The sequence below is a fragment of the Pseudoalteromonas sp. SCSIO 43101 genome (assembly GCF_023650775.1).
GTDB classification, from domain to species: Bacteria; Pseudomonadota; Gammaproteobacteria; order Enterobacterales; family Alteromonadaceae; genus Pseudoalteromonas; species Pseudoalteromonas apostichopi.
The window spans coordinates 1,084,876-1,098,333 of the sequence record NZ_CP072673.1 but is presented as its reverse complement, the minus strand read 5'-3'; the positions used below and the strand labels follow the sequence as shown (position 1 = coordinate 1,098,333).

At 42.3% G+C, this 13,458-nt stretch carries 14 protein-coding genes; all 14 read right to left on the bottom strand.

What is annotated here, in order from left to right; genetic code table 11:
• Nucleotides 1-5: 5 nt before the first annotated feature.
• Nucleotides 6-1,334, bottom strand: a complete 1,329-nt coding sequence (locus J8Z25_RS05220; RefSeq protein ID WP_062564240.1) for an IS4 family transposase — start codon at nucleotides 1,332-1,334, stop codon at nucleotides 6-8.
• Between the two features lie 92 nt (nucleotides 1,335-1,426).
• Nucleotides 1,427-1,831, bottom strand: a complete 405-nt coding sequence (locus J8Z25_RS05215; RefSeq protein ID WP_130052053.1) for a DUF2802 domain-containing protein — start codon at nucleotides 1,829-1,831, stop codon at nucleotides 1,427-1,429.
• A 15-nt stretch (nucleotides 1,832-1,846) separates the two neighbouring features.
• Nucleotides 1,847-2,344 (bottom strand): chemotaxis protein CheW, encoded by a 498-nt coding sequence (locus J8Z25_RS05210; RefSeq protein WP_054553251.1) that lies wholly within the window; start codon nucleotides 2,342-2,344, stop codon nucleotides 1,847-1,849.
• 21 nt (nucleotides 2,345-2,365) lie between these two features.
• Nucleotides 2,366-3,124: a chemotaxis protein CheW gene (locus J8Z25_RS05205; protein WP_250661787.1), complete on the bottom strand. Its 759-nt coding sequence runs from the start codon at nucleotides 3,122-3,124 to the stop codon at nucleotides 2,366-2,368.
• Between the two features lie 2 nt (nucleotides 3,125-3,126).
• Nucleotides 3,127-3,897: a ParA family protein gene (locus tag J8Z25_RS05200; protein ID WP_130052055.1), complete on the bottom strand. Its 771-nt coding sequence runs from the start codon at nucleotides 3,895-3,897 to the stop codon at nucleotides 3,127-3,129.
• An 11-nt stretch (nucleotides 3,898-3,908) separates the two neighbouring features.
• A complete protein-coding gene (locus tag J8Z25_RS05195) occupies nucleotides 3,909-4,868 on the bottom strand; it encodes a flagellar motor protein MotB (RefSeq protein ID WP_250661786.1) in 960 nt (319 codons plus the stop codon).
• 6 nt (nucleotides 4,869-4,874) lie between these two features.
• Nucleotides 4,875-5,639, bottom strand: a complete 765-nt coding sequence (locus J8Z25_RS05190) for a flagellar motor protein (protein WP_250661785.1) — start codon at nucleotides 5,637-5,639, stop codon at nucleotides 4,875-4,877.
• The gene (locus tag J8Z25_RS05185) at nucleotides 5,632-6,795 is read right to left on the bottom strand and encodes a protein-glutamate methylesterase/protein-glutamine glutaminase (RefSeq protein ID WP_178926721.1); all 1,164 of its coding nucleotides are present in this window, start codon (nucleotides 6,793-6,795) and stop codon (nucleotides 5,632-5,634) included. Before J8Z25_RS05185 ends, J8Z25_RS05190 begins: the two co-directional genes overlap by 8 nt.
• Before the next feature lie 62 nt (nucleotides 6,796-6,857).
• Entirely contained in the window at nucleotides 6,858-9,149 is a 2,292-nt protein-coding gene (locus J8Z25_RS05180; RefSeq protein WP_250661784.1) for a chemotaxis protein CheA, read from the bottom strand.
• Nucleotides 9,150-9,164: 15 nt separating this feature from the next.
• Nucleotides 9,165-9,932, bottom strand: a complete 768-nt coding sequence (locus tag J8Z25_RS05175; RefSeq protein WP_130052060.1) for a protein phosphatase CheZ — start codon at nucleotides 9,930-9,932, stop codon at nucleotides 9,165-9,167.
• A 17-nt stretch (nucleotides 9,933-9,949) separates the two neighbouring features.
• Complete coding sequence (gene cheY / locus J8Z25_RS05170; protein WP_016708035.1) at nucleotides 9,950-10,333, bottom strand: chemotaxis response regulator CheY; 384 nt, start codon at nucleotides 10,331-10,333, stop codon at nucleotides 9,950-9,952.
• A 40-nt stretch (nucleotides 10,334-10,373) separates the two neighbouring features.
• Nucleotides 10,374-11,084, bottom strand: coding sequence for an RNA polymerase sigma factor FliA (locus tag J8Z25_RS05165; RefSeq protein WP_054553325.1), 711 nt, complete (start codon nucleotides 11,082-11,084; stop codon nucleotides 10,374-10,376).
• 26 nt (nucleotides 11,085-11,110) lie between these two features.
• The gene (locus tag J8Z25_RS05160; RefSeq protein WP_130052061.1) at nucleotides 11,111-11,971 is read right to left on the bottom strand and encodes a MinD/ParA family ATP-binding protein; all 861 of its coding nucleotides are present in this window, start codon (nucleotides 11,969-11,971) and stop codon (nucleotides 11,111-11,113) included.
• The gene (gene flhF / locus J8Z25_RS05155; protein WP_250661783.1) at nucleotides 11,964-13,445 is read right to left on the bottom strand and encodes a flagellar biosynthesis GTPase FlhF; all 1,482 of its coding nucleotides are present in this window, start codon (nucleotides 13,443-13,445) and stop codon (nucleotides 11,964-11,966) included. The genes J8Z25_RS05160 and flhF overlap by 8 nt, the downstream gene beginning before the upstream one ends.
• Nucleotides 13,446-13,458: the final 13 nt, after the last annotated feature.

The window sequence follows — 13,458 nt, the reverse complement described above, 5'->3', positions numbered from 1 at the left end:
GCCAGTCAGTTAAGCTGACTGGCATTTCTTTTTTTATGTGGGTACTTTGATGGCTTAGGCTTAATCGCTCTTGGATACCGCCTATCTTCTCTTCTAGGTGGCAGCTTAAATAGTCTTAGCGTACCTAACAGGTGCTCCCAGTGAATTGGGATATTACCGGGGCTCATAATTGATATTGATGAGAAGTATTGAATAACTGCCATCGAGCAGCTTGAGAAACTGAGTTGGTTAGGCCATATTCCTTCAGCTTTTGCTGCTAGGGTCATCAACCTTCGAATTAAATTGTATGCTAGGAGGATCCCCCATAGCTCCTGTCTGACCATATCAGGGCGCTTGCTTCGAAGATGATATGTGCTATCTAGCATTGTTTGCTTTATTTCTCGATACCCTAATTCTATTTCCCAGCGATGGCTGTATAAATCAACAATTTCGCTACTTGGAAAACGAAGCCTATCTACCATCGAGGTTAATATTCGGTAATTTTTACCTTTTATGGTTTTACTAACCAATCTTGCTTTAATAACTTCTGGAACATCGGGGAAATTCTTTTGCGCATGCTTAGTGGTTTTAAGCTCAATTATCAGGTCATTGTTACCAACCTTAGAAACGACTTCGTATTGTAAATCAGGTCTTGCAGGTATTAGCCAATGCCTTTCTTCTCCAGTGCTGTGCCATCGATTTAACAAGCCCAGTGAATAGTATCCTTTATCAAACATGGTCAATGAGTGGTTAGGTGTACGCTCAATCAGTCGTTCAGCAAGCTTCATTTCATTCGTCTTATAGTTATCAAACTCACTGCTTATCAGTTGGTGGCTGGTGAGTTCCATATGACAAACCATACGAATTTGTGGGAATCCTGTATCACCATATTGGTTGCTAGCCGATGAGAATGCTTCACGATTTTCATCTGAATCGGCCGTACGCCAAACAACGCCATCAACCGCTAATAAATTTAACCCAGCCCACGTGTCAAACTCTTCTGTATGGTACATATTATCAGCAGCTTTATTAAAGACTTGCTTAACGGGGTCATCACCTAATCGCTGGCGAGCTTGAACCATGGCACTTGGGGCGACTAACTGATTTTTGCCAGGCAGCATAATGTCTAGTTTATTCGCAATATTCCAGACAGACTCTTTACGGAATAATGCCATGCCAATAACAGACCAAAGCACAGCTTCTAGAGGCAACCTGCGTTTTCTAACTGTGGCTACTCCTGCTTGTTGAAAGCCTTGTTCAATAAGGTCAGAAGATAAAATTTCAGATAATTTTTCAAACGTGTGGTAACGAGTGCTTTCTTCGAAAGCAGAATGAAGAGCTTGTTCTATATTCACAAAAAAATCCGTAGTTAGTTGCCTAACTACGGATTGTGCATGATCATTCTGATCGGTCAACTGATCAACTTCTTAACTGATCAGCATTAGCCTCATTGGGCGCCTTTTTGTTTATGAAGTGACATGAGCAGCTCTGCTTCGGCTCTGGGTAATTCGCATTCACGAATTATTTCTTCTAAATCAGCACCTAGCTCAACCATTTTTACCGCTCGCGAATAAATTTTCGCATTCGGATCATCATATTTTTGTGCATCTTGCAGCTGCTCAAGCTCTTTACTTTTCTCTTCAACAGCGACAACTCGTTTGCCAATACTAAGCATTCCGGCACGCATTTCAGCCACTTCGCTACGCAAAATACTCAACTGTTGCTGAGCTTCTTGTAGCTGTTTTTGCTTGGCTTGAATCGCCACCGCTTGCTTATTGTTATTGACAAAAATAAGCCCCAAACACACTAATACAAGCAAGATTGAGGCACCAAACAAAGAGTATAACAGCATATAATTTCCAAACGCTTATAGTGCGCTTAGCTCGTCCCACTCATCGTCATTTAATAATTTATTAAGATCAACCAAGATCAATAACTCACCATCACGGTTTGATACGCCTTGGATAAACTTAGCACTCTCTTCAGTGCCAATATTTGGCGCACTATCAATTTCAGAGCTACGTAGGTAAACCACTTCAGCAACACTGTCGACTAAAATACCGATCACTTGCTTTTCTGCTTCGATGATGACGATACGTGAATTATCAGTTACCTCTGCGCCCATCAGACCAAAACGCGCACGAGTATCAATAACAGTAACAACATTACCGCGTAAGTTGATGATACCTAACACATAAGAAGGCGCACCTGGCACAGGAGCAATTTCTGTATAGCGAAGTACTTCTTGTACTTGCATTACGTTAATGCCGTACGTTTCTTCTTCAAGTTTAAAGGTTACCCACTGTAACACTTCATCGTTGCTATCAGCGTTTTTATTTGCTGACAGTAGTCTTTCTTCACTCATGCTATTACTCCGTAAAAATAGTTACTGCTCACGGCTGTCTAAGCCCTGCTCTAGCAATTTATTTAAATTTTCAACGTCAATCAAGGCGCACATTTTCTCTTTGATGACACCTGCAAGCCAAGGCCGCTTACCTGATTTCGCTCGCCATTTTACATCTTCTTTACGAAGCGTAATATTATTTACGAGCTTTTCAGCCAATAATCCCCATTGACTGTCGCCTAAGGTGATTAAATACTGATAATTTAGTGATTGTTCTAATTTTTCATCATATTTTTCTGGCATTACCCAGCGTGCTGTGTCAACAACATTAAGCTTTTCTTCTCGGTTAAGCATTACACCTTTGAACCATTTAGGCTTGCCAAATAATTGATTAACCTCTCCCAGCTGATGAATTCCCCCTAATGCTTTTAAAGGTACAGCAAGAGTTAAACCCGCCACTTCAAAGAACAACGCCTGAAACTCACCATCAAAATAGTCTTCTTGACGATCAGACGAAGTTTTTGCAACCAGTTCAGCTTTAGGTTCTGCAACTATATCTTTGATATTAGCTTGGTTCTCGGTTTTCTCAAGCTCTTTAGTCGGTTCAGGGGTCGGTAAAGCAGATTTTGGGGTAGGCTGAACCTCTGTCAGCTTTTCTTCTGTCTTAGTTTCAGGCTCTTTAACCTGCTCCAGTAACTTTGCAACCGGCTCTAGATTTTCTTCAGTAGGCTCATCTTCACACAACAAAGCGCCCAAATATTGGGTCATCACTTTTTCATTGGCAAATAAATGCTTACTCATCTTTAACCCTGTGCAATTAAGTAATCAAGCAGTGCGCGATATGCAAACACGCCACGTGAGCGTGGGCAAAATTGAATCGGCACCTGTTGTGCTAAACTAGCATCTCGAAATTTTGTATCGACGGGCACCACGCCTGACCATACTTTATCTTTGTAATTATCCTGCAGAGTCTTATAAGCTTCAAGTGATGCTTTAGTACGTTTGTCGTACATTGTTGGAATAATCGTATATTGGTACTGTTTTGCTTGCGATGTTTGCATCAGCTCCATCGTACGCATCATACGGTCAAGACCTTTCAAGGCCAAAAACTCTGTTTGTACTGGTACTAATATCCGTTCGCTCGCGGCAAGTGCATTCACCATTAAAACACCTAAAACAGGTGGGCAATCAATAATTGCATAATCGTAATGGTCACTAATTTTAGCTAGTGCTTTTTTAAGTATCAGACCCATACCATTTTTATTGCCCATGCTTCTATCTAGCGTAGCAATTGCCATTGTCGCCGGTAAAATGTCAAGATTCTCTAGCGTAGATGGGCACAGAGCCTGTAAAACTTCTTCACTGGCCATACTATTGCCGCGTGCAAAGATATCATACACGCTGACTTCAAGCTCTTCAGAGTCAATGCCAAAATAATAAGTTAATGATGCGTGCGGATCAGTGTCAATAAGTAACACTCGTTTTCCTTGTAAAGCAAGAATGCCAGCAAGGCTAACAGCTGTTGTTGTTTTCCCTACCCCACCTTTTTGATTCGCTACGGTCCAAACTTTCACATCACACCTTATTATTGTTCATTGCGCGTGGTAATCCTAATGCCACCGTGCGGTAATTGAATCACTTTAATGCTGTTATCATCACTTGGCAACTCAATTTCTGTCGTCTTTTCCGGTTGATTTTGTGATTCTTGTTCAGTACTTTGCGGCTCTTCGGGGGGTAAACCAAACTTCGATAACGCTACGACCACTTTACGGTTCTCCGCGCGACCTTGCTCAGTGTCATTACTAGCGAAAGGTGAATATTCACCATAACCTTCAATTGCCATTCGAGCAGGATTAATACCTAAACTCTCAAGTTCAACAAGTATTGATGTTGCACGGGCTACCGATAACTCCCAGTTAGAGCGAAACATTTCATTACGAATACCTTCGTTATCAGTATAACCACGCACGCGGATATAGTTATCAACAGGCGCTATAATATCTCTAACTAAACCTACAACTTCCTTTGCACGTTGCTGTGCAACAGCACTGCCCGAAGAAAACAACATACCTGAGCTTAGTTCAATAATAAGCCAGTCTTGATGAAGCTCTAAACTTGCTTCACCATCACGAATTTCATCAATGAGTGCAGATTGTAGTTTAGTTAGCAAACTATCAAGGGGCTTGCCTAGATGCTTTTTATCAATATTACTCGTTTCACTTTGCCCATCAAGTAATTCAGGCCCTTGCTCATCCTTTCGGATACTTTCACCGTAAAGGATGTCTTTTTCTGGACTGACTCTGTCTGTTAAAATTCCGGTGCCGTTCACTCCGGTTCCAACTTGCTGTTGCTCACGAGCTGATTTCTCGAAAACCTGCTCAAGCGAATCGGAGAGAATTTGAAAGTCTTCATTTTTATTAATTGCTATGGCATACATGACCACAAAAAAAGCAAACATGATAGTCATGTAATCGGCATAAGAAACAAGCCAACGCTCGGTATGTTGGTTTTTTGACGTGTTATGACGCAGACGACGGCGCATCATAATAAATTACTCTTCAACTAAGCTTGGACGCTCAACACGGTACGCCTCAAGTTTTAGTTCTATATTCAGTGGGCTTTCACCTTGCGAGATAGCAATAATGCCTTCAGCAAGTAATTCATGATACAGCATCTTTTGTTCAATTTGCTGCTTTAACTTATTGGCCATAGGTAAGAATAATAAATTAGCTAAACCTACACCGTAGATGGTAGCGATAAAAGCGGTGGCGACACCCGCACCCAATTTTTCAGGATCTGTTATAAATTGCATTGCCTGAATCAAACCAAGTACCGCACCTAAAATACCAATTGTTGGACTATACCCCCCCATCGCTTCATAAACTCGGCTAACCTCTAACAAGCGCTCTCGTTCAAGCATTAAGTCAATTTCAAGGGTATCTCTAAGCTTTTGCTCATCGATACCATCAACGAGTAGACTCAACCCTTTTGCCGCGTATGGATCTGTATGAGAAAGTGCCTCAGATTCAAGCGCTAAGTAACCTTCTTGGCGTGCTTTGTGCGACCAGCGCTTTACTTGTTCGATAGCTGCATCAATATCATGATATGGCGGAAAGAACACCCAATGACTAATTTTGAGTGTTTTTGCAAAAACACTACCAGGGGTCTGGAGCATAACAGCCCCAAGCGTACCGCCAAGAACAATAATCAGCGCAGGTCCATTGAACAAAGCTGTGACAACGCCGCCTTCTAATGCATAACCAAATGCAATAGCACTAATTGCGATAATTAAGCCGAGAAAAGACAGCTTATCCACAGCCAGTCTCACGCGTTAGGCGGGCTGCAACATCTGTGAGCGCTAAGCTTTCACTAGCCAAACCAGCATTCGCAACGGCTTGTGGCATACCATACACTACACTGGTTTTTTCATCTTGCGCCCAAATGGTTGCACCGACTTGCTTAAGCATACGCGCTCCATCACGACCATCAGCGCCCATACCCGTTAACACCACGGCTAAAACATCACCGCCATAGGTTTTTGCTGCACTCGCAAAGGTAACATCAACACTTGGCTTATAAGTAATACGTGGGCTATCATCTTCAAACACACGTAATGTACGAGAGCCGCTGCGCCCTTCAATCAACATTTGTTGACCACCTGGCGCTAAATAGGCTGTACCTGGCATTAAGCGGTCACCATTTTGCGCTTCTTTCACATTGATTCTGCATAAACCATTGAGGCGTGCTGCAAAAGCAGGAGTAAACGCAGCTGGCATATGTTGAATAAGCAAAATAGGATGCGGAAAGTTAGCAGGCAGCTGAGTTAAAATGGTCTGTAGCGCAACCGGCCCACCAGTTGATGTACCAATAGCAACCAACTGATATTGCTTGCCCGAAGCTCGAATTTTACTTGTACTCGATGACGATTCCGCAGGCGAACTAGCAGGAGCTGAACGGCTAAAGCTGCGATCAGGCTGAACAATACCGCTGCTAGTACTTGTAGCGCTACTGCCCCTTGGTGCAGGAGCCGGAGTTGGTCTCGAAATAGGTGCTGGGCGCGAAAAACGAGAGAGGCGACGACGACCAATTTCTTTTACTTTATTTTGTAAAAGCGCGATTGCATCTTCATTATTACGTGCAATGTCTTCGAATTTTTTCGGTAAAAAATCTAAAGCACCAGCATCAAGTGCATCGAGGGTTGCTGTTGCACCATCACGGGTGAGTGATGAGAACATTAAAATAGGAGTCGGTGTTGCTGCCATTATTTCTTTCACAGCACTAATGCCATCAAGAACTGGCATCTCAACATCCATAGTAATTACATCAGGTCTTAATTCACGGGTTTTATCTACCGCCTCACGACCATTAACGGCAAAACCAATTACCTGAATATTGCTGTCTTGCTCTAAAATTTCGCTTACTCTGCGGCGAAAAAAGCTTGAATCATCAACAACTAATACTTTGACTGCCATTGGCACTCTCTTGTTTTATATCATTTAAAGTGCAGCTAAACACTGCACTTTATTATTTATTATTAGCCAACGTAATGTTTAAGCATACTAGGTACATCAAGGATCAATGCAATCCCACCATCAGAAGTAATTGTCGCACCTGCCATTCCTGGCGTGCCTTGTAATAAGGCATCTAAAGGTTTGATAACCACCTCTTCTTGACCAATTAATGAGTCAACAACAAAGCCCACTTGTTTAGTACCTATTTGTACAATCACCACGTGACCTTCTGCTTTACGCTCTTGGCGGTTGGCACCTTTTACTAACCAATGTTGTAAATAGAAAAGCGGAATCGCTTTTTGACGAACTATTATTGTCAGTTGGCCATCAACTACGTTAGTTTTAGTTAAATCAAGGTGGAAAATTTCGCTTACGCCAGCAAGCGGTAGAGCAAAGGTTTGCTCACCTACAACAACCATTAGAGTTGGTAAGATAGCAAGCGTTAATGGCACCTTAATTTCTAGTGCAGTACCTACGCCCAATTCCGACTGGATGTTAACCGAACCATTTAACTGGGTTATTTTAGTTTTAACCACATCCATGCCGACACCGCGCCCTGAAATATCAGAGATCTCTTCTTTCGTTGAGAAACCAGGAGCAAATATTAGGTTGTATGCTTCTGTATCCGACAAACGGCTTGCTTGATCATGATCAATTACACCCTTGCTGATTGCGATTTTTTTCAGCTTATCAGCATCCATACCAGCACCATCATCACGAATGGTAAGCAGAATATGATCACCTTCTTGTGATGCTGAGAGCGTGACTGTACCTGTACGCGGCTTACCTGCAGCTTCACGCACATCTGGCATTTCAATACCATGGTCTACAGAGTTACGTACTAAGTGCACCAATGGATCAGCAAGTGCTTCAACAAGGTTTTTATCTAAATCGGTTTCTTCACCTACTAGCTGCAGATTAATGTCTTTTTTCAAGCTACGAGCTAAGTCACGAACTACGCGTGGGAAACGACCAAATACTTTCTTAATTGGCTGCATCCGGGTTTTCATTACCGCACCTTGTAAGTCTGCGGTTACCACGTCTAGGTTCGAGATGGCTTTACCCATTGACTCACTGTTGCTGTTATTCGCAAGACTTACCAAGCGGTTACGAACCAATACAAGCTCACCAACCATGTTCATGATTTCGTCAAGACGTTTGGTATCAACACGAACCGTTGTTTCTGCCTGTGGAGGCGGAGCCTTTTTCGGTGCCGCTGAAGCTGCTGGCGCTTTTGCAGGAGCTGGAGCAGGGTTACTAGCTGCAGGTTTCGGTGCAGGTGCAGGTGCCGGTTTAGAGGCTGCAGGCTGAGCAGGTTTTGTAGGTTCAGCTTTTGGTGGCTCAGGTGCTTTTTCCGCGGTTGAACTTTCCAATGATTGAGGAGCTGTGCCTTTGCCATGTAACTCGTCAAGAAGTGCCTCAAACTCATCATCACTAATTTCATCGTCTGAATCGCTGCTTGCTGCCTCCGCAGTAGGGGTGGCAGAGGCTGGCTCAATAGAACTTGTAGCTTCAGGCTTGGCAGTATTATCTTGTTTTACTTCCCCAAAATTACCAACACCGTGCAATTCATCTAATAAACTATCAAATTCATCATCGGTAATATCATCACTGTCACTGCTATTTGACTCAGGAGCAGATGCTGCTGGTCCTTGGCCTTTTCCATGCAGCTCATCTAACAGGCTTTCGAATTCATCTTCAGTGATTTCGTCAATATTTTGAGACTCAGCGCTGCTATCAGCAAGACCGCCGCCATCAAATAACATATCGAACGCAAATGGGTCATCTTCATCGATGTTGTCTGTTGCTGTATCTGCTGTGACTTCAGGCGTATCAACAACAACCTCTTCAACTGCTGGTTCTTCAGGTGCAACTGCAACGTCCTCTGCTACAGATAAATCTTCACCTGCAAGCTCTTCTGCAGTAGGCGGCTGACTTAATTTATGAAGGACTTCTAATAGGGCTGGATCTGCAGGCTCTGGTTGTTCGCGATTTTGAATCGTGGCGAACATTTCATTAATAGTATCAAGGGCTTGTAATATTACGTCCATTAGCTCAGGCGTAACAGTGCGTACACCTTGGCGTAATAAATCGAAAACATTCTCTGCGCCATGACAAGCATCAACAAGTTCAGTCATACTTAAGAAACCTGCACCACCTTTAACAGTGTGGAAGCCCCTAAAAATGGCGTTTAATAGATCTTTGTCTTCTGGGTTGTTTTCAAGCTCAACTAATTGCTCCGACAATAGCTCTAAGATTTCTCCTGCTTCAACAAGGAAATCCTGTAATATATCTTCATCGACTTCAAAGCTCATGCAGCTACTCTCCTCTTAGAAGCCCAGACTTGATAATAGATCATCGACTTCATCTTGTCCTGAAACAACATCATCGCGAGACTCTTTATCAATAATCGGCCCTTCAGGACCTGCTAGTGTGTCACTTGGTGCAGGTGCTTTTTCTATGGCCTGTTTTTCTTGTTGTTGATGACCATCTTCTTGACTGCCAAACACAGTTAAGAGATTAATTAAACTGTCTTCTACTTCTCGCACTAGTTCAATGACACGACGAATAACTTGTCCAGTTAAATCTTGATAATCCTGCGCCATCAGCACATTGGTCATCAAGCCTTGAAGCTCATCGGTTTTTGTGTGCGAGTTATTCATGAACTTATCTAGGCTATGACATAACGATTTAAATTCACCGAGTTCAATTTCTCGGTTCATTAAACGATCCCAAGTAGGCTTAATTGCAGCAATTTCATCAGCAAGTTGTTGCGCTATCGGTAAACTTGCTTCAACTGCATCCATAGTTTTATTGGCGGCACTTTCTGTCATTTCCATAACATAATTTAAGCGCTGCTTAGCATCTGGGATAGCGTCGGTAGTTAAATCAGCGAGACGAGTATCTAGGTCAAAGTTTTTTAACGCTTCATGAAGTTGACGCGTCAATTTACCGACTTCAGCAAACAACTCTGATTGCTCTTTTGACGCAGCATCAAGAATTAGCTTATCAGCTTTTTCTTGTTCACCATTTTCAAGATACTCAACAAGTTGACGAGCTTGCTCTAAACTTATTTGAGGCGCAGCAAGTGCTGACATAAGCCTCTCCCCTTAGATTAACCTAAACGTTCAAACACTTTTTCCAATTTGGTTTTAAGTGTCGCAGCAGTGAATGGTTTAACGATATAGCCATTAACACCTGCTTGAGCAGCAGCAACAATTTGTTCTTTTTTCGCTTCAGCTGTCACCATTAACACAGGAATATGCTTAAGGCTATCATCAGCACGAATTGCGCGTAACAAATCAATACCTTGCATACCAGGCATGTTCCAATCTGTTACAACAAAATCAAATTCTTGATTTTGTAGCATTGGCAATGCTGTTGAACCGTCGTCAGCTTCCTGCACATTGGTAAAACCTAAATCCCTTAATAGATTTTTAATGATACGTCTCATTGTAGAAAAATCATCAACAACAAGAATTTTCATGTTTTTATCCAAAACATCCTCCGGTGAGGTTTGAACCTTTATTTACTTACTACTAATTAATCCAGTCATTGATTTTTGCTTTGAGCTTAATCATCGCCTGACCATGTATTTGACTCACACGCGACTCGCTAACATCGAGTATGTGTCCTATTTCTTTTAAGTTCATTTCGTCGTTGTAGTACAAAGACAAAACGAGAGCATCTCTTTCTGGTAACGATTGGATAGCCGTTAATAGAGACTGGTTAAACCGCTCATTTTTAACGTTATTAAACGGTTTGTCTAGTCCTAAATCCTGACCTACTGGTGTGATGACATCTTCATCCACGCCTAAGTCTTCAATGCCTAATACTTTACTAGAATTTACATCATGTAGAATATGATGGTACTCATCCAGTGTAATATCAAGTTTTTCAGCTACTTCAGTGTCTTTTGGTTCACGATTTAACGTGCTCTCTAATTCGGCAATGGTTTCTGCCACTAGGCGGGCATTTCGGTGAACTGAACGTGGAGCCCAGTCACCTCGGCGAATTTCATCCAGCATAGCACCACGAATACGAATACCTGCGAAGGTTTCAAAACTAGCACCTTTGCTAGCATCAAAGTTTTTTGACGCTTCAATCAGGCCTATCATGCCTGATTGAATTAAATCATCGAGTTGCACACTGGCAGGTAAACGAGCAATTAGATGGCACGCCACTTTTTTCACTAAAGAGGCATGTTTTTCAACAATCGCATTTAAATTTTGTGCTGATTGATATCCCATCGCTTTATTCACCGATGTTGTCATAGTTAGCCGTTTACTAGTTTTTCAATAAAAAATTCTAAATGGCCAGACGGTTGATTAGGGATCGGCCATTTAACTGCTTTTGTTGCTAATGTTTTAAACGCCACCGCTGCTGGTGAATTCGGGAATAATTCAACGATTACTTTTTGACGGCGCGTAGACTTACGCATGTTCTCGTCATAAGGAATGGTTGCTACTAACTCCATCGAAACATCTAAAAAACGATCCGTTACTTTTGAAAGTTTAGCAAATAATTCTTGCCCTTCACGCAAACTGCGCACCATATTGGCAACAATTTTAAATTTATATACGCCATGCTCACGGCTAAGTACTTTTATAAGTGCGTAAGCATCAGTAATTGAGGTGGGTTCATCACATACAACTACAACAACGTCTTGGGCTGCACGAGAAAAGCTTAATACCATGTCTGAAATACCTGCGGCGGTATCAACAATTAAAATATCAAACTCAGTGTTTAACTCGCTAAATGCACGTATAAGACCTGCATGCTCAGATGGCGATAATTCAACCATACTTTGAGAACCAGACGTTGCTGGTACAATTTTGATTCCTGCAGGGCCTTCGACGAGAATTTCATCAAGCTCACACTCGCCCGACAAAACATGAGATAAGTTACGTTCAACACGAAGGCCAAGCATCACGTCACAGTTTGCCAAACCTAAATCGGCATCTAATACTAATACACGATTTCCTTGCTGGCCTAATGCGATTGCGGTGTTGAGTGAGACGTTGGTTTTACCCACTCCACCTTTACCGCCAGTAACAGCGATAACTTTAACGCCACTATTATTATTTTGATTCATTTTGCGCAGGCCGCTTGCTTGATCTAATACTGTGTTAATCATACATCCCTACTGTGTTCGACGCTACTGCTTGACGTCTTGAATGTTGTGCTTTTGCTCGTTTTAAATACAATTGTTCAGCTTTTTTCACTAGTTTTTCAGCATTCGCTACGCGAATATCCTCAGGAACGCGCTGACCGTTAGTAAGATACCCTATTGGCAGACGATTTTGAATCGCTATGCTAATAATCTCACCTAAACTTAAAGATTCATCCAATTTAGTGAAGATACAGCCACTTAGGTGAACCTTTTTAAAGTGTCTTACGGTTTCTTGCAACACATTTATCTGCGCTGTAGCACTTAATACTAAATAACTACGAATATCAACACGCTGATTACGCATTAAGGTGTTTAATTGTTCAGTTAAGCGTAAATCTCGTTGGCTCATACCCGCAGTGTCTATTAATACTAGACGCTTATTACGTAAATGGTATAACACTTCAGCTAATTCATTCGCATCTTTTACTTGCTTTACACCACAACCAATAATACGACCATAAGTAGCCAATTGTTCGTAGGCACCAATTCTGTATGTATCAGTGGTGATCAGTGCAACTTTATCAGCACCATATTTTTGTGCTCCAAGTGCTGCTAATTTCGCAACTGTGGTTGTTTTACCAACGCCCGTTGGACCAACTAGTGCAAAAACTCCACCTTGGCGTAGGATTTCGTTGTTAGTTGTATGCATTTGGTTTTCAACCATTTGCAGCAGCGCTTGCCATGCTTGTTGGCGAGATACATCATCAGGAATAAAACACGCCATTTGCTCAGCAACATCACGCTCAATCCCCATACCAGCTAAACGATCAATCATACAAGCGCGTGTTGGATCACGGCGCGCCATATCTTGTTGCATTAATCCAGATACTTGGTGTTCAAGTAATTGACGAATCGCATTCATTTCTTCGCGCATAGTCGTTATTTCTGATTGATTAGCTGGGGCTGAGTTTTTATGATCAGCGGGTGAGTCTAAATCATCAAAACCTGCGTCTAAATCGTCATCAAACCCTAGGCTATGAGCTTGAGTTTGTACACGAGGTGCTGCTTGCTGCTGATAACGAGGAGCTTGCTTATATTCAGGCTGTTGCTGCTCAAAGCTTGGTTCTTTTGGTTGATAATGTTCACTCGTATCAATACCAGATTGACTAAACATTGACGCCAGCTCTGGCGAACGAGGGCGTGGGGCTTGACGCTCAAGTAACGCTTGTAGGCTATCAGCAACTTTCGCTTGCGGCTCAGGTTTAGCACGCATTGGCTCAGGCTTAACAAAATTATGCTGTGGTGCAGGTGCTGATTGTGCCACTGCAGGTTTAGCTTCGGCTTTCGGGGCTGCTTTGTCGTAATCAACAGCTGCAACGATTTCAACGCCGTTAGCAAGCTTTTTGTTCGACATAATAACCGCATCAACACCTAACTCATCTTTCACTTCTTTCAGTGCAGTGCGCATATCTTTAGCAAAAAAACGTTTAATTTTCATGGTTCAACCCCTT

Coding starts and splice junctions, on each gene's coding strand:
- J8Z25_RS05215 (WP_130052053.1), bottom strand. CDS start 1,831: ATGCTGTTATACTCTTTGTTTGGTGCCTCAATCTTGCTTGTATTAGTG.
- J8Z25_RS05185 (WP_178926721.1), bottom strand. CDS start 6,795: ATGGCAGTCAAAGTATTAGTTGTTGATGATTCAAGCTTTTTTCGCCGC.
- J8Z25_RS05160 (WP_130052061.1), bottom strand. CDS start 11,971: ATGATTAACACAGTATTAGATCAAGCAAGCGGCCTGCGCAAAATGAAT.
- J8Z25_RS05180 (WP_250661784.1), bottom strand. CDS start 9,149: ATGAGCTTTGAAGTCGATGAAGATATATTACAGGATTTCCTTGTTGAA.
- J8Z25_RS05205 (WP_250661787.1), bottom strand. CDS start 3,124: ATGAGTAAGCATTTATTTGCCAATGAAAAAGTGATGACCCAATATTTG.
- J8Z25_RS05165 (WP_054553325.1), bottom strand. CDS start 11,084: ATGGGATATCAATCAGCACAAAATTTAAATGCGATTGTTGAAAAACAT.
- J8Z25_RS05195 (WP_250661786.1), bottom strand. CDS start 4,868: ATGATGCGCCGTCGTCTGCGTCATAACACGTCAAAAAACCAACATACC.
- J8Z25_RS05175 (WP_130052060.1), bottom strand. CDS start 9,932: ATGTCAGCACTTGCTGCGCCTCAAATAAGTTTAGAGCAAGCTCGTCAA.
- J8Z25_RS05210 (WP_054553251.1), bottom strand. CDS start 2,344: ATGAGTGAAGAAAGACTACTGTCAGCAAATAAAAACGCTGATAGCAAC.
- flhF (WP_250661783.1), bottom strand. CDS start 13,445: ATGAAAATTAAACGTTTTTTTGCTAAAGATATGCGCACTGCACTGAAA.